Here is a 16,117-nt window from a genome sequence, read left to right on the forward strand (position 1 = left end):
GTGGCGCTCCTCTCTTTTTAGTTGATTGAATCTTTTTATAGCACCAAAATGGGAATAAATAAGGCCGGCAGCAGATTCAATACTTTGATCTCCGTAATCTTCAGAACGTTCAATCCGGTACAGAGCGCCAGAATACCACCAATCAGCGTGATTTCGTTAATGATGTTGGCCGTCATGTATACGGAGATAAAATCAGCCGAGAAGAAGACCATAGCTTCGATGACAAATAAAATAATTGCTGAAAGCATGATGCCGAAGCCGAAGGAGGAAGCCAGGATTAATGCCGTAATGCCCGAGAAAATGGTGTTGATCTGCAAAAAGGTGTTATCACCCTGCAGTGCACTTTGCAGCGGTCCGAGAATGGGTATCGACCCTAAGCACAATAAAGAGATCGCAACCGTTAAGCCTTCATTCAGTCCATTGGATGAGAAGCGGGTCATGATCCTGGACAAGATCTGATCGAAATTAATCAGTTGACCGATAATGCCGCCTATCGTAAGAAAGATAACAAACATGACCTGATACTGACTGGTAGAGATGCTGTTAATGGTTGTGCTAATGCCGATGATGATTGCGCTGATCCCAATGACTTGATACAGGATGGCTTTATATCCGTCATTGACAAACTTTTTGGTTATCGCTCCCAGCGTACTTCCGAATACAATGGAAAAGCAATTAACTAATATTCCTAACATGATTTCACTCCTGAATTCACCAAACCGAGTTTAGAACATCGTCTACTTGCTGTATTCTCGTCACAGATGGTGTTTGAATTAGATTTCCTTTGACCATGACCATGCGTACATCGGATAGTGCTTCAATGTTATCCAGCGGGCTCTGGTCCAGCACGATCAGATCGGCCTGTTTTCCGATATCGACCGTACCTGTAACGTCTTCAATGCCCAGGATCTTCGCGTTGGTTCGGGTAACCATATCGATCAGCTGCTTGTTACTAAGATTAGTCTGTTTAATGTAATAGTCCATCTCTCTCCACATGTCATAGTGAGTCACATACGACATGGCGGCATCGGTGCCAAGACCGATGGTAATGCCGTTGTCGATGGCCTGCTTCGCACCTTTTAACATGGATGTATACACGAGTCTGGCGTTTTCTTTCACGGTTGCACTCACCTTCGTTACGCTGGTATCGAGCAGAGCAGAGGGATAAGCAGCCAGAAAAGTTGGAATAAGCGCAGTATAGCCATTCAGGGCATTCGGATTGTTTTTGAACAAGCTGATAATCTCGTCATCCATCTCGGAGCCGTGCTCAATGGTATCGACGCCGCCCTTTAATGCGACCCTGACACCCTCCGTGCTTTCCACGTGAGCTGCCACCCGCAACCCGATTTTGTGGGCTTCCTCGCAGATCGCGGCAACTTCCTCTACCGTCATCTGCAAACGGCCTGCTTCGCCGACCATTTTGGCATCCGTAACGCCGCCAGTCACGCAGATTTTGATGAGATCCACGCCGTTCTTCACATTGATGCGTACATTCCTGCGAGCTTCCCAAGGGGAGTCCCCGACCAGAGCCAGGAAAGGAGCACCATGACCTCCCGTTACGCTTAGAAAAAATCCAGAGACAAGCAGATTAGGGCCAACGAATTCACCGTTATTAATCTCATCCCGCAATTTTACATCGGTATAGAAGAATTCACCGACACTGCGCATCGTGGTTACGCCCGCGTGGAGTGCGGTCAGCGCATTGCGTTTCATTCGTTTTTTCAGAACGTTTTTGCCGAATTTCGTGTTCAGGATTCGATCATATGCGAATTGCAGCATGCCCTCACTGACAGACAGGCTGAAGGGCTTACCATCTGCAAAGAGATGAACGTGAGCGTTGATCAAGCCAGGCATCACGTATTTTCCAGAGAGATCGATGACCTTATAGTGGCTCGGAATGGCCAGTTCACTTGATTTTCCAATCCCCTGAATCAGCCCTTGCTCATTGACCAGGACAGTCATGTTTTTCTCCAGATTGCGATTAAGGTCTCCATGAATCAGATGGCAGTTCTTTAATGCATAAGCTGTTTTCGTCATTGGGTGTTCCTCCTTGAAATGAGAATCGAATTTAAAATTGAATTAATAATTCATTTTTAAGTCAAAAAAATAAGGGTGTTGGATTAGGCATTTTTTTGCGTGCGGACCAAGTACCTTTTTGACCTGATCTGCACGCTGTGCCAGCCGGCTTATTCGCTCAAACTCTTCATGCCGTATAACCGGTATACATATAATGCTTCAAAAATCTGCTTGCGGCTGTCCTCGCTCATGTCTCGTTTTAACAAATCGAGGTTCATGCCGATCACATTGTGCGCGAGGATATCGAGCAAGATCAGGTGTTCTTCCATTCCAATCTCATAATGCTTGTACTGCTTTTTGAGATAGGCTTTCTTGGTTTCGACCATGGTCTCGACGAGCTCGTTCTTAGCGTTGGTGTAGATCGTTCCTTTGTTCTTTTCGAAAATGATGATGATCTGGTTCCGGTATTTACGTAATACGTCAACCTGCTCCTGTAAAAGTGCCGATTTCCTTTCGCTATCCGTTTCCGTCTCGAACAAGTTCTGGTTATCGAAGTGAATGGTCTCGACCAGCACTTTTTTCAGATAATCCACCAGATCGGGCGGAACGACCGCGTAGAACAGATCCTTTTTGTTTTTGAAATACGTATAGATATTGCCTACCGAAATATTGATTTCATTTGCAATGTCGCTCATCTTGGCATCCACAAAGCCTTTCTCGTAAAACACCTTGAGCGCCGCGTATTCAATTTCTTTCCTGACTTCGTCTTTCTTGGCTTGCACCATTGAGAACGACTCCTTAATAATGAATGAGTGATTCGTTATTAGGTTATTCCTATTTTGTGGGTTTGTCAATGGGGGCGAGAAGATCTTGAAGTATACGATTCGGTGATCGGGTTGGATAGTCACATGCGCCAAGGGATCTGTGGAATTTTATATCGAAAAAAGTGGTTTTCATCTTTTTTAACATAAATCCATGGAGGTGGTATTGGAGTACCTTTTGCTTTGTACAGGGCTTTGCCCCCGTCACTGGATGCATATTGTTCAAGACTATGCGTATCTTCAAAACTCACTGTTCCTTGGTAAGATAATCTCTTGCCTTGTATTTCTATATTAGGTGCATCTGAAATCATTCTACTTACTGTATTAATCAATCCGATTCTCCCCGAAGACCAAATGAATAATTCACTCAGCAATAGTAAGCCAACCAAGATGGCGAAGCTTATAATAAGTAGTCGTTTTATTCTCATAATCCTTGACCTCCTTTGAGAACATACTATGGCTAAACAACCCGAGTATCAATAATAATGTTCTCGCTTTCAATTAATCATTGACTTTCCCCATGAGTCCCCCTAAACTTCAATTATTAAAATACTTTTAAAAACATTCAGTAAATGGCGTCAGATCTACTGGAAAGGAGGCGTAAAACTCGAAATGCAGCCTACATCACACAACACCCAGCAGGTGAAGCGAATTAATGTGGAGCTGGTGAAGAACACGCTTAGATCAACGGGCGTGGGAACGAAGTCTTCCATTGCGAACCTGACAAAACTCAGTGTTGCGACCTGCGGCACGATTCTGAACGAGCTGCTCCAGACGGGGGAGATTATCGATCTTGGCCCAGACGAATCAAGCGGGGGAAGACCTGCGAGCAGATATCAATTCAATGCGGATTATGCCAGCGTGCTATGCGTGTTTATTCGAACAGAGGGCGGTGTTCACTCGATCACGCATCTTCAGGCTAATCTGAATGGTGAGATAAAGGATGAGCAGGCGCTTATTTTCGATGAGATAACCGTGGCTACGGTGGAGGATCTGATTGCAGCCTTGATTGACAAGTACAACAATGTGCAGGCGATCGGAATTGGTATACCGGGGGTGGCACACAACGGAATGATAGGCATTTGCGATGTGCCAGGTCTGGCAGGTCAGCCGCTGGGGCCGAAACTCAAGGAGCGATTCGATGACGTGGAAGTCACTATTGATAACGACATGAATCTGACGGTGTACGGACTGTACAACGAGCAGCATTTTGAGGAAGAGAAGAACTTTGCGGTGGTCACTTTTCCGAAAAATCATTATCCCGGGGCCGGTTTCATCATTGATGGTCACCCGTTGAAAGGGAACACGCATTTTAGCGGCGAGGTATCTTACCTGCCTTTTGGGATGTCAGCCGAAGAACAGCTTCAGCTGCTGCAAATTCCCGAGGGACTGCATCAGCTTGTAGTCAAAACGCTGGTATCCATCATTGTCATTATTAACCCGGCAGCGATCGTCATTACGGGGGACACGATGGACTCTGGCATGCAGCACGATCTGATTCAGGGTTGCCTGCAAACCATTCCACAGGAGCATATGCCACAAGTCATCATTCAAAATGACACACGACGTGAATATGTTACCGGCCTGGTTGATGTCACGTTGGAGAGCTTAACCTACCGCATCCAGTTAATCGAGAAAAAATGGTAGATCATATGTGACGAATCGTTATTTGTCTTATACAACAGGAGGTACTCATTTTGGAGCAGCAAGCGAGTAAGAAAAAGTTTAATAAGATGTATGCCATGCAGCTGGCGACAATCTTTATTGGTTTTATCGTGTTTGGCATATCGGAAAATATTAAAGGGCCGGCGATTCCTCGCATTCAATTCGACTTCAATCTGGACGAGAAGCAGCTCGGAACGTTGTTATCCCTGAACGCACTGGGGTACCTGATCGCTTGTTCATTCACGGCGATCCTGGTCCGCAAATGGGGCATCAAGGCGGTTAGCATTATCTCCTTTGCCTCCATGATTCTCTCGGGTGTGTTCATTTATTTATCCCATACATATCCGCTCTTTGCTTCATCTTATTTCTTCATGTACATCGGTAACGGCATGTTGGAGATTGCGCTAGCGATTTTGGGTGCTCGGATCTTTGTGAAAAATACAGGCATGATGATGAACCTGTCCCATTTCTTCTATGGTCTGAGTTCTACCGTAGCTCCTCTGCTGGCAACAGGTGTCATGTCACTGACGGTATTTGGGCATGAACTGGACTGGCGCGGCATGTATCTGGCTATGTTGTCCCTCTGCCTACTGCCTATTATTGCGGCGATGCTTAGTTCGTTTCCGGGAGATGATCTTCCGCATGAAGACCGAGTTTCTTTGAAAATGCTGACACGGGATCCGGCCATCTGGATGATGGTGCTGATTCTTTCTTTTGGCGTGGTATCCGAACTGGCCGTGGGTGGCTGGCTTGTAAACTTCCTGGAAAAGGCGTATACATGGGACACCGTGAAGGCTTCGGGGATGCTGTCTGCATTTTTCCTAAGCTTCTCACTCGGGCGTCTGCTGCTCGGTCCGCTTACGGACCGGATTGGTTTTGTTCTTTCATTGATTGTTTTCTCGGCTTTCTCCGCTATCTGTACGTTCGCGGCCATCGCGGGCGGTGAGGGGCTGGCGTTCCTGTTTGCCGTGTCCGGTGCAGGTATTGCGATGATCTATCCAACCGTGATGGCATTTATTGCGAAAAGGTATCCAAACGGAAGTGATACCGCCATAACGTTTGCCGTTACGCTGATGGGGGTCGGCAGCGTCATTGGTAACTATGCGATTGGCTGGGTTATTGAAGGCGTGAAGAACGCGTATGGTGCAGCTACTCCGTTGGGGCTGCTTCGCGGTCTGCAGGCGGGTTATGGGTTCATCGGTTTATGCGCTGTGATCTGTGCGGCGTCGGGCGTGGTGTTGTTTGTGTATTTGAAACGGAAGCAGGAGCTGATTTAGTAATCATTCTATTTAATTTAATTATGTGAGATGGCATGGGAATCCTCGTTGGAGTTAAACGGGGGTTCTTTTATTTATTGATTCTGAGATACATGATGCTATTATTTTAGCTAGCCGTAGACGGATAAATGCATTTTTTTGGTTTTTAAGAAAATATTTCAGGGTGAGGTATAATTAGAGCAACTATCAAACGAAAGGTATGAGATTGCCATGACTACAGCCATACTTAGGAAATGGGGAAATAGTATTGCAATTTGTATTCCTAACCAAGTACTTAAACGTCTTAATCTGGAGGAAGGTTCGGAAATTGAGATTTTAGTGACGGCAGACAATGAATTGTTGTTGCGCCCAAATACCAAACTGACCAATTCCAATGAGGAACTGCGCTCCCATCTAAAGACTCTGCTCTCTAAAGTGAAAGAGGTTAAACGACACGATGAAATAGACTTTGGCACGGAAGGGAACGAGTTGCTTTGAGTTCCCAAACGAGATCCCATACTTAAATCCACGTCCATCTCAATGACGTGGATTTTTTGGTTATTATTCCGAAAGGAATTTTCGGATTCTTCTGTTCTTGTTTTACCTAGTTCTAATAAAGCAACGAATTATATTGTTTCGATATGGAATTTATCCGGTGATTAAGTGCATCTAGTAGACACTCCTGGTGAAAAGAAATATTTTAATCCTCTGAAAATGTTTCCCATTTATAGTATGATCATACTATCGATAGCTTCTGCAAACACGTACTCTATCATCTCTGTGGCTATCGGATATATTCGGGTCATCACGAACGAGTACGAAGACCACCCTATACATAAAGCAAAGGGGATAGAGACATGGCAGTAACTTCAAATCTAGAACAGATCCGCATTATCGAATACGATCACTCTTACGCTGCCGCACTGGCAGACATGTGGAACCGCAGCAATGAAAGCTGGGGAGGCGGTACGAACCAGAGAACGGAGGATACCGTGCGCCGGGAGATGGAGAGTTCGTCCAATCTGCATGTGTTTCTCGCGGTTCATGAGCATGAAGTGGTTGGCTTTTGCAGTTTTGCCCACTACCGTTTCGATGAAGGTGCGCTGTATGTACCGTTATTGAACGTGCGCCCCGATTATCATGGCCATAAGGTTGGCCGCAATCTGATCCTGAACGCCGTTCGCAAAACCGTGGAAGCGGGGTGGCCCCGCCTCGATCTGTTCACGTGGGCAGGCAACACCAAGGCTGTGCCGATGTACAAGAAGTGCGGTTTCTTCTGGGAGAAAAAAGAGGACAATGTACACCTAATGAACTTTATCCCGACCGTCTTGCAGACCGAAGCGCTCGCTCCATACTTCGAGGTGTTGGATTGGTATACCGACAGTACGCGTGAACTCGTCATTGAGCCGGATGGCAGGCGGGAGCGTGGCTTTGATTTCTTCGATTACACTTGGAAAAAGGGAGATATCTCCTTGCGCGCCGAGTTCGAGAAATCCGGTCGCGGCTTGACCGCACTCGAAACGCCAGATTTCGTAATCTCCTCAGAGATCGATGACCATGATCTGGTGTTTGGCTCCACATACAAGGTTCGCTACCGAATCAAGAACTGCTCAGCATCTGAGCAGACGTTTGAAATCAAGGGGCAGGATAACAAAAATATCCGCTTTGATCTGGACACTGCAAGAGAAGTGGCTCCGGGAGAGGCGATCGTGGTGGAAGGCGAGTTCCATCTGGACCCGGTCACAGAGGAACAGAACCTGATGAAGACCCACCCTGTTGTCGCCAGCACATGGCTGATTGACGGCAGGAAAGCGGAGTTTCGTATAGGCGTTGCACCGAAGTTTCCAGCCAAGCTGAACATGGTACTGCCCGTGAAGGAACTGTACACAGGCGTCCCGGCAGGGCTGGTTCTGAACGTGGAGAACAATTATGATGCCGAGGCCGAGTTTGCTTTTGACCTGCCTGAGGATGAATTCCTGGAATGGACAGAGCCTTCGGTACGCCTCACCGTGCCTGCGAAGGGTAAAGCTTCGATACCTGTACCCTTTATCCTGCGCTCGTATGGACTCTATTCGAGGAAGGTGGAAGTGACAGCTGTTCCGGCAGGTCACCAGCCAGTCGTTTTCACAAGCAAACTCTCCGTCCTGATGAAGGGAACCCAAGGGCGTTATGGCGGAGAGCATGGGGATCAATGGGTAGCTGTGAATGGAGCATTCTCCCTTCATATGAGCAGACAAGATAATACGATGTGGATCGAATATCCGGGCTCTCACCATACGTTCTGGTGGACCTACCCGAAGCTGGGTAAGCCGTTTGCCGAGGAGTTTTCCAAGAAACAAGCCAGAGAAGTCAACATCTATTCCGAAGGGGACAGTCAGGTTTTTGAAGCTCTTTATGAATCGGAGGACTTTCCTGGGTTGCAGATCAAGTCTGTTGTCCATTTGTTTGCCAGCGGCATTGCGGAATTTAACCACGAAATAATCAATACGCGCAGTACAGAGCTGGAAGAGAATATGAGTTTGATGACCAACTTCGGATTCTTCGGGAATCGGCTAATTCTGCCGTATCAAGGTCGGTACGTGGACATGGGTGATACGTATTCCAGCGATCCGGGCCATTGGGATAGTGCCCAAATCACGGAGAACTGGCTTTTCTGCAAGGAAGCGTATGGAGCATGTGGTATCTATTGGGACCCTTCCCTGAAGCTGCTTCGTCCGGAATATACATTAGGGCTGGAGCATGAGCTTGGCCGGATGCCAGCAGGGGCCGTTGTGCAGACCAAGAAGACTGTATTTGCGTTGAACACCTTCGTTAAGTGGAAGGATTTCCGTTCTTTTGCACGTAAAGAGCGCGATCTGATTGTACCTGTGCTGGATGACCATCTTGAACTGGCTCTAGGCGGTGGTAATCCATTTGAAGGAGGGAAGCTGCAGGCCGAATGGATGGAGCGAAAAATGATACCCCTAGCCGGAAATCTGGAGCTGTATGCGCAGAACGGTGGTGCATCGGAGTTTAAAGTTGCAGATATGGAATTAAACCGGGAGCAGGATCTTCGCTCTGTACAGCTGGAGTTCTCCCCGGAGGAAACCGTGGCAAAGGATAACGGTGAACATGGCTGGAAGATTCGGGCCGTATATCGCGGGGAGGATCGGATTCAGGAACGGACCGCTCTCTGGTTCCCGAAGACGCAATCCGCTGTTGACTGTGTGATTGAAGAAGGGCAGGCAGGACCGGTGTACACGGTGAGCAATGGTGTTCTCTCAATAGCAGCAGCACCCGGATTCGGAAGTGTTGTGCATTCCTTGACGTATCAGGGTGAGGAATGGCTAGACAGTTCGTATCCCGAAGCTGCTCCGCGTTCCTGGTGGAATCCGTGGTACGGCGGGCTTGGTGTGGGAATTCCCGGCATGAATGGTTTCAGCCGTCAGCAGGAGCACCGAAGTACAGAGTGGACGGAACAGAAGGATGATCACGGAAACGTCTGGACAGGAATCTGCATGACGACCCGGATCGAGAAACAGGAAGCGAATCGGGGGATCACGGTACAACAGCGTTACCTCATGCTGCCTGGCGTGCCTGTTCTTTGTTCGCTGCATTCGGTGACGAACGAAACCGGGTTGGCGCTGGTGGATTACTCGCTTACCGAAGATCATTTCTTCAGGCCGTCACCCATCTTTGCCGAAGGCTGGCTGGAACATCCCGAGCAAGGACGGTTCTCCTTGGGCAAAGTGGATGCAGGTCTTCAATTGAAGGGACTCTTGCGAATAGGTGCGGTTACGCGTAAAAACATGCTTCATGCCGTAGATGCCTATCCCAATCATAATCCGTCGGTATATGTGAACAACCAGGTACTCAGCCACAATGTGCATCAACATCTGCCGGTGTCCAATGGGGAGACTGCCTGGATGAAACCGACTTATCTGGTCTTAGGGCAGATTCCTCTGCATACGGAAGATGTCCGCAGCCTGTTGAAGCTATCCTTTGAGAACACAACTGTTGAAAAGGAGAACACGCATGCCGATCATTGATATTCACATTCATCTGTCTGACATTGACAGCTTTCATCGAACGGCGATCGATCTGGCCCGAGTCGATTACTCTGCCGCAGGCCTCAAGGCGGAGTTTGACAAGAACGACGTTATTCTCGGTATTGGCATGGGAGTAACCGAGCAGACCAAGGGAGCCTTTCCGGACTCCAGTTCACCCAACCCGATGGGACTTGATTTGGAAGAAACGGTTCCGCCCTTTCTGATGGAGTGCGTCGGTGTCAATCCGAATCGGCTTGGGGGAGAACACGCGCAGGAAGAATTGGATCGCATTGAAGCAAGGCTGCAAGCTCCCGAGGTAGCGGGTATCAAGCTGTACGCGGGGTACTATCATTACTATGTCCATGACAAGATTTATACTCCGATCTATGAGCTGGCAGCCAAGTACAATATACCCGTCGTGATTCATACGGGGGACACCTACTCCATGAATGGATTGCTGAAGTATGCCCATCCGCTGACTGTGGATGAGCTAGCTTATCAACAGCGCGGGGTGAACTTCATGATCTGCCATTTGGGTGATCCCTGGGTGATGGATGCCGCCGAAGTAGTGGCGAAGAATCCTAACGTATATGCAGATTTGTCCGGCCTTGTGGTGGGGGATCGTCCCCATTTTGAACGGTTCATGAATGAACCGCTTTTCATGGACCATTTCCGCCGGGCGCTGGTGTATTCCGATCACTACGAGAAAATGCTCTTCGGAACCGACTGGCCGCTTGCGCCGATCGATCTGTATGCCGAATTCATCCGCAGGCTTGTGCCGGAGCAGCATCATGACAAGGTGTTCTATGAGAATGCATTCCGTTTATTTCCACGCATAGAGCAGCGAATTGCACAGCTGGGTTAAGAAGAACGGTTCAAGGAATATATTTATAAGATGATAAATATTCGGAATATGACGTTTGCGTTAACTATGATCGTTCACGATAAGTTATCGATCGCAAAAAAGCTCCTGCCACATATGTGGCAGGAGCTTTTTTAACTAGAAGGATTTATTATAACGTTAACCAAGCTTCTTCAATTTTCCATTTAAAACAACGTTCTTCTTCTCTGTCTGCAGTAAGAGAATGGATCCGATCTATTGAGCAAGTCCCGTTATAGAACAATCGGAGCCCCAACCAGTCTGACCAAGAGCGCTTTTCTGCCGCAAGGAGAATCAAGTTACGTTATCAGATTTCATTTACATACGAGCCTTTTTGACAGGAATTCGAATGGCCGAGGGCTCTTCCTTGGGACGTTTTAAATAATCCTTGCTAGGCTTATGGAGCAGAAGGAATGGGATGGAACATAGATATAGCGTTTGACCCCAGGTGGGTGGAAGGGCTATACCGAGCAGTAATGCCAAAATTAGCGCAAATATGGTTCTGGTGTACCTACGTTGAGCGATACAAACCACGATCCAGATCGCGGGAAGGCCAAGCAAAATAAACCGGGTAATGGCATCCGCTAGTACAACAGGAGCGTTATCCAGCGTGCCGCTGAGAAACAAAGAGATTGCTTTCAAAAGGGAGTACCCCTCATAGACAACTTTGAGGCAGAGTAGAGAGTAAAAGGCATTGAACCATTTTGGCATTTTCATTCTATTCACAGACTCCATTCTACAACTAAATCTATACTTGCAAATCCCGCTTGGAATACTGCCGCACATGAGCCTCCTGCTTGAGATACATCTTGCTCGGTTTGTGGAGCAGGAGTACAAGGAGCATGAACAAATGCAGAACGACTAGAAAATTCTGAAGCAATCCGGCAGTGAACAAAAAGGTAAGACTCATGAAGGTCATGGTCAGTTTATATCTTCTTTTTGCAATGAATATCATGGTCAGAATCGGGGGCCCCAGGATCAGCAGAATACGAACTCCTGCACTCGTGAAGTAAGCGACCTGATCAGATAGCGGAAACGCGGCGTAATCTGCACTGTGGCGCAGCATATCGTAGATTACAAAGCCTGTGGCAATTCCCATATAGATCATCTGTACCCCAAGCAGTGAGCGTATAACGTTTAACAATGTGGGCATTTTTGTATTCAAATTCAGTTCTCTCCCTAATAAATATGTAGTTCTTTGATTATACGTAAGTGATGTCATATTTTGTATTAAACCAAAGTCTAGTTTTGTTAATCGGTTGCTCTCTCCTTTGTCCTAGAAAGATCCTGGAGAAAGGGCGTCAGAGGTACTGCATGAATATGAAAAAATCCAATGCAAATGTTCTATATCACTGTACAATTCACAGATACATACCGATATAAAGAAAATGCATAGTATCGATTACATCATGATGAAAATGGAAGGTGAAATGGATTGAAGTTATTCGGTAAAGTGAAGGGAAGCGTGGCGAACATGTCCTTCAGGGTCAGATTGCCGCTGATGATCAGTGTGCTGGTATGTATCGTATTGGCAGTTACGGCGGTCTTATGTTATAGGGTTGCTGAAAGTATTACACTGGACAAAAGTAAAGATGAGATTAGAGCGACTTCCGATCGGATCGGCGCGGGATTGTTCACATCTCTTACTTTGGAGGAACAGTCTACGTTTCTGATTACAACACATCGTACATTTGCGGATCTGCTCCAGATACGGAATTCGGGAGAACAGAGCGATGATACATTTTTCACAGAAAATAGTGAACTGATTGACAAAGCGAATGGCATATTGGCAGACAGTCTCGCAGGAATGGAGGGCAACAGCAATATTATCTTGCTGGACAAGGAAGGTGCCATTGTTGCAGCCAATGATCCGTCAGCGCTCAAGGGTGAACGTGCAGATCGTGATTATTTTAAGCAGGCCATTCAAGGGCGGAATGTAATCAGTGAAGGGATTATCTCCAAAACGCTCGGAACGTTGGGTACAGCCTTCGCTATGCCGATTTACAACAATGACCACCAAGTGGAAGGCGTGCTGGTGTCCACTGCAACCGCCTCGTTTTTCGTCGATCAGCTGCAAAATATCAAAATCAATGAAAAGGGCAGTGTCATCATTCTGGATCGTGTAGGTACGGTTATGTTCCATTCGTCCGATGAGACATTGGCTGGCCAGAAGATGGAGTCCGGGGAATATCAGACATTGCTTGATCTACCTCCAAGCGAGCAGCTGCAGCAAGGGGAAGTCAGCTCGGAAGAAAAAGTGGTTTTCTACTCCAAAATTCCACGCTCCGATTGGACGGTAATCGTGGAGGATTCGTACGAAGATGTGCGGAAGCCGCTCGTATCCATGGCGAACAAAATGTATATCGTGCTGTTCAGTGCCATTGCAGTTTCCATCGCAGCTGGAATTCTGATCTCGCTGATGTTAACTAAACCGATAACCAAACTGACCCGATTGTTCAGACAGCTTGCAGGCGGAGACCTGACCGTTCAGGCAGAAGGCAAGTACAGCGGGGAATTCAAGGATCTGGCGGACAGCTTCAACACAATGGCGAGTGCCAACAGGCAGCTGATCTCCAGCATGAACAGTTCCATTGGTACGTTGAACACCAGTACAACTGAGCTGGATCAGTCCACGCAGCAGACTTCCGCATCCATTGCGGATACAACGACAACGGCAATGGAAATCTCGCGGGCCATGGAATCACAGGCAAGTGATACGGAATCCATCGTGGATAAATTCATGAACGTTGGAAGCAAGATTGCCAGTGTGAGCGAGAAATCGCAGGCGGTAAAACGTAAAGCCGATGAGATTAGCGACGCATTTGAAAACAATCATGAAGTCGTCGATAAGCTCATTGCCGTGAACAATCAGAACGAGATTGAAGTTGGCAATATCTCTAAAATTACGGTGCAGCTCGCGGAGAGTTCTACGGGTATTCATCAGATTACAGGCACCATTGCCGAGATTGCAAATCAGACGAAGCTGCTTGCACTCAATGCCTCCATTGAGGCAGCCCGAGCAGGCGATCAGGGTCGCGGCTTCGCCGTCGTTGCCTCGGAGATCCGTAAACTGGCAGAGCAGACGACCGCACAGTCGGAAGACATCAAGCGGATTGTGATGCAGACGATTGAACATGTCGAGCAGAACAACCGCAGCGTACAAGCCATTGAGGCCATTGCCGAACAGCATAAGAGCAGTGTTGGTCAAACGAAGGAAACCTTTACGTTTGTCACGCAAAATATGCATGAGATCATGGACCAGATTCAGGCCATTGCTTCCGAGATCGAATCCATTGAGCGTGACAAGGATGATGTTCTTGGGGCCGCACAGAACTTGTCTGCTTCCGGTGAGGAAGTATCGGCTTCAGTTGAGGAAGTGACCGCAACGATGCAGGAGCAAGCGGGGATGACAGAGCATTTGGCAGAGATGGTGCAGACCATTGATGCGCTGACCAAACGGCTTGCAGAGGAAGCGTCGAAGTTTAAAACGAATTGATCTACTGAAGCAACCACAATAAAGAAACCACGATATAGTAACCAAAATATAGTAACTCATCCCGCTTTAAGCAAGATCACAAGAATCATTTTTTAATATTAAAAGTGTTCATGAAGAAGACGTGCAAGGACGCCAATCGATAAGGATTGATGATGTCCCTGCACGTCTTTTGAATTTATAGTGATGATGAGATGCCGGTTTTGGCGAATCGGGACAGGGCAAACCTTCCAATATCCTGACCCGTATGCCCTGTCTGGACCAAATCGGACAGGATCTGGCCAATTGCGCTCGCGAACTTGAATCCGTGACCTGAGAATCCGCCTGCCAGCCAAACATGCTCATGCAGCGGGTGACGATCGATAATAAAGTCCTCGTCAGGCGTCATTTCGTATTTGCATACACTGCCACGTTTCAATTGGCCTGCCGCCAGCGGCATTCGAAGCTCAAGCAGCCTCCGCAGTTCACCCTCGTCGGTTTCTTCTGTTCCGAATGGTGTCTGTTGCTCTCCTGGCGTCCATGTAGGTCCTGTATCATGACGGCCAATCTTCACACCGGCCCCTCCGATGCTGGGGAATCCGTAATAGATCCCTTCCCGTTCGGATATCGTGAAACCAGGGAAATGTTCTTCGCCGAACAATGCTTCCGGTGCATCGAACCATCCTACCGTTTTGCGAACGGCCCGGATCGGGAGATTCACAAAAGGTTTCAATGTCTGAAACCAGGCACCTGTGCTGAGTATGAGCTTACTTGCGTGATACGTATCTCCTCCAGCGGTTTTTACGGATACGGACTGAGGTCCGCACTCGACATGTTCCACAGGAGTATGTGTCAGCAGCGTGGCTCCCGCTTGTTCTGCAGCTTGCCGATATGTCTGAATGCAGCGTTCGCTGAAGAGATAACCAGCATCCGGTTCGTACATGCTTTCATAATGTTCAGGTAGGGTAATCCCTGACCAGCGCTTCATCACCTCATTTGCACGCAGCATTTCATACCGGACTCCGGCATCATCTGCATGAGGCAACCGGTCGCGAAACGTATGGAATTCTGGATCAACCAGGTTGATGACTCCTGAACGAACAAATAGATTATTACCCGTTATATCCTCCAGCTCCTGCCATAAATTCTGGGCAAGAAGCGCCATCGCGATGTAATCAGGTCCCCCGCTGTAAACATGACGAATCAATCGCGACTCTCCATGATGGCTCCCTTCAGTATGTGGGGGATCAAAAGCATCAATCATCAGGGTTTTTAGCCCGTTTCGTGCCAGATAATAACCTGCACTCATCCCCATGGAGCCTGCTCCAACGATAATGACGTCATAGATTGGTGTGATAAGAGCTCCTCCTCTTGCGGATTGATAGGCTTGATTAGCTTACATGATAATGTAGACGCGAAAGCGAGTTTGGTCAAGAGGCAGCTTATAGGAGAAAGGTATTACGATAAAGGAAAATTCGATAAAAGCTTAGATATTTCATACCTTCCATAACAAAAGCCGGTCGCTCCAACGGGAGTGCCGGCTTTTGCATATGTGTTTAAGCGTAGTAAAATAAATCAGCGGACAAACCAACTGAGCGGCTCGGGGGAAGAGTTGGCCGTATCCCGAAGATCATGGACCTTGACATGGCTGCCATAGATCATGGAATCACTGGTCAGCCGGTACGAAGGAAAGCTGTTCTCCGATTGCAGACGCAAGTTGGACTCGAAGTATATTTGCTGCTGTTTGTTGATGAGAAAAGGGAGCGCACCGGATTCAATCGGAATGTCATCACTATCCGGTTCGTTAACGATCAGGAGGACCGCAGTGCCATCGCATCCGCATCCATCGGTGTCATAAAACAGCTTTAGATAGCCTGGCCGATCTCCCAGCATCGCGTTAAGTCTTGATTCTGCCAGCGGGCTGACCTGAATGATCATAACGTAAGTTCACACTCCTCTAATCACCATATGAATTCGCT

Annotated in this window: 14 protein-coding genes; 6 read left to right on the top strand and 8 right to left on the bottom strand. The window is 47.6% G+C overall.

Annotation, left to right across the window (positions count from 1 at the left end; genetic code table 11):
• Window positions 1-35 precede the first annotated feature (35 nt).
• From CHI14_RS16705 to CHI14_RS16720, 4 genes are all read right to left on the bottom strand, one after another.
• Window positions 36-695 (bottom strand): DUF554 family protein, encoded by a 660-nt coding sequence (locus CHI14_RS16705; RefSeq protein WP_095289634.1) that lies wholly within the window; start codon window positions 693-695, stop codon window positions 36-38.
• Window positions 696-711: 16 nt separating this feature from the next.
• Complete coding sequence (locus CHI14_RS16710) at window positions 712-2,037, bottom strand: amidohydrolase family protein (protein WP_095289635.1); 1,326 nt, start codon at window positions 2,035-2,037, stop codon at window positions 712-714.
• A gap of 149 nt (window positions 2,038-2,186) precedes the next feature.
• Window positions 2,187-2,801 carry a TetR/AcrR family transcriptional regulator gene (locus tag CHI14_RS16715; protein WP_095289636.1) on the bottom strand — a complete coding sequence of 205 codons (615 nt, stop codon included), beginning with the start codon at window positions 2,799-2,801 and terminating at the stop codon, window positions 2,187-2,189.
• Between the two features lie 119 nt (window positions 2,802-2,920).
• Complete coding sequence (locus CHI14_RS16720; RefSeq protein ID WP_095289637.1) at window positions 2,921-3,265, bottom strand: hypothetical protein; 345 nt, start codon at window positions 3,263-3,265, stop codon at window positions 2,921-2,923.
• Between the two features lie 184 nt (window positions 3,266-3,449).
• On the opposite strand from CHI14_RS16720, the gene CHI14_RS16725 reads away from it, so the two are divergent.
• From CHI14_RS16725 to CHI14_RS16745, 5 genes are all read left to right on the top strand, one after another.
• Window positions 3,450-4,484, top strand: a complete 1,035-nt coding sequence (locus CHI14_RS16725; RefSeq protein ID WP_095289638.1) for an ROK family protein — start codon at window positions 3,450-3,452, stop codon at window positions 4,482-4,484.
• Between the two features lie 86 nt (window positions 4,485-4,570).
• Entirely contained in the window at window positions 4,571-5,779 is a 1,209-nt protein-coding gene (locus CHI14_RS16730) for an MFS transporter (protein WP_095290127.1), read from the top strand.
• A 210-nt stretch (window positions 5,780-5,989) separates the two neighbouring features.
• On the top strand, window positions 5,990-6,256 hold the full coding sequence (locus CHI14_RS16735; protein ID WP_095289639.1) for an AbrB/MazE/SpoVT family DNA-binding domain-containing protein: 267 nt from the start codon (window positions 5,990-5,992) through the stop codon (window positions 6,254-6,256).
• 359 nt (window positions 6,257-6,615) lie between these two features.
• Complete coding sequence (locus CHI14_RS16740; RefSeq protein WP_095289640.1) at window positions 6,616-9,786, top strand: GNAT family N-acetyltransferase; 3,171 nt, start codon at window positions 6,616-6,618, stop codon at window positions 9,784-9,786.
• The gene (locus tag CHI14_RS16745) at window positions 9,773-10,651 is read left to right on the top strand and encodes an amidohydrolase family protein (RefSeq protein WP_095289641.1); all 879 of its coding nucleotides are present in this window, start codon (window positions 9,773-9,775) and stop codon (window positions 10,649-10,651) included. Before CHI14_RS16740 ends, CHI14_RS16745 begins: the two co-directional genes overlap by 14 nt.
• A gap of 333 nt (window positions 10,652-10,984) precedes the next feature.
• On the opposite strand, the gene CHI14_RS16750 is transcribed toward CHI14_RS16745, so the two are convergent.
• Both CHI14_RS16750 and CHI14_RS16755 read right to left on the bottom strand, forming a co-directional pair.
• Window positions 10,985-11,308, bottom strand: coding sequence for a hypothetical protein (locus tag CHI14_RS16750; RefSeq protein ID WP_141236697.1), 324 nt, complete (start codon window positions 11,306-11,308; stop codon window positions 10,985-10,987).
• Between the two features lie 106 nt (window positions 11,309-11,414).
• Window positions 11,415-11,831, bottom strand: coding sequence for a hypothetical protein (locus CHI14_RS16755; RefSeq protein ID WP_095289643.1), 417 nt, complete (start codon window positions 11,829-11,831; stop codon window positions 11,415-11,417).
• Window positions 11,832-12,101: 270 nt separating this feature from the next.
• Between CHI14_RS16755 and CHI14_RS16760 the strand changes: the two genes are divergently transcribed.
• The gene (locus CHI14_RS16760) at window positions 12,102-14,162 is read left to right on the top strand and encodes a methyl-accepting chemotaxis protein (protein ID WP_095289644.1); all 2,061 of its coding nucleotides are present in this window, start codon (window positions 12,102-12,104) and stop codon (window positions 14,160-14,162) included.
• Between the two features lie 175 nt (window positions 14,163-14,337).
• Here the strand turns inward: CHI14_RS16760 and solA are convergent, their stop codons facing one another.
• Window positions 14,338-15,495: an N-methyl-L-tryptophan oxidase gene (solA, locus tag CHI14_RS16765; RefSeq protein ID WP_283163899.1), complete on the bottom strand. Its 1,158-nt coding sequence runs from the start codon at window positions 15,493-15,495 to the stop codon at window positions 14,338-14,340.
• Window positions 15,496-15,713: 218 nt separating this feature from the next.
• A complete protein-coding gene (locus tag CHI14_RS16770) occupies window positions 15,714-16,076 on the bottom strand; it encodes an iron-sulfur cluster biosynthesis family protein (RefSeq protein WP_095289646.1) in 363 nt (120 codons plus the stop codon).
• Between the last annotated feature and the right edge of the window lie 41 nt (window positions 16,077-16,117).

Source organism: Paenibacillus sp. 7516 (genome assembly GCF_002272715.1).
Lineage (GTDB): Bacteria > Bacillota > Bacilli > Paenibacillales > Paenibacillaceae > Paenibacillus > Paenibacillus illinoisensis_A.

Excerpts from the sequence above, each read along its gene's own strand:
- CHI14_RS16730 (WP_095290127.1), top strand. The coding sequence starts at position 4,571 with ATGTATGCCATGCAGCTGGCGACAATCTTTATTGGTTTTATCGTGTTT.
- CHI14_RS16735 (WP_095289639.1), top strand. The coding sequence starts at position 5,990 with ATGACTACAGCCATACTTAGGAAATGGGGAAATAGTATTGCAATTTGT.
- CHI14_RS16710 (WP_095289635.1), bottom strand. The coding sequence starts at position 2,037 with ATGACGAAAACAGCTTATGCATTAAAGAACTGCCATCTGATTCATGGA.
- CHI14_RS16705 (WP_095289634.1), bottom strand. The coding sequence starts at position 695 with ATGTTAGGAATATTAGTTAATTGCTTTTCCATTGTATTCGGAAGTACG.
- CHI14_RS16715 (WP_095289636.1), bottom strand. The coding sequence starts at position 2,801 with ATGGTGCAAGCCAAGAAAGACGAAGTCAGGAAAGAAATTGAATACGCG.
- CHI14_RS16725 (WP_095289638.1), top strand. The coding sequence starts at position 3,450 with ATGCAGCCTACATCACACAACACCCAGCAGGTGAAGCGAATTAATGTG.
- CHI14_RS16745 (WP_095289641.1), top strand. The coding sequence starts at position 9,773 with ATGCCGATCATTGATATTCACATTCATCTGTCTGACATTGACAGCTTT.
- CHI14_RS16770 (WP_095289646.1), bottom strand. The coding sequence starts at position 16,076 with ATGATCATTCAGGTCAGCCCGCTGGCAGAATCAAGACTTAACGCGATG.
- CHI14_RS16720 (WP_095289637.1), bottom strand. The coding sequence starts at position 3,265 with ATGAGAATAAAACGACTACTTATTATAAGCTTCGCCATCTTGGTTGGC.
- CHI14_RS16740 (WP_095289640.1), top strand. The coding sequence starts at position 6,616 with ATGGCAGTAACTTCAAATCTAGAACAGATCCGCATTATCGAATACGAT.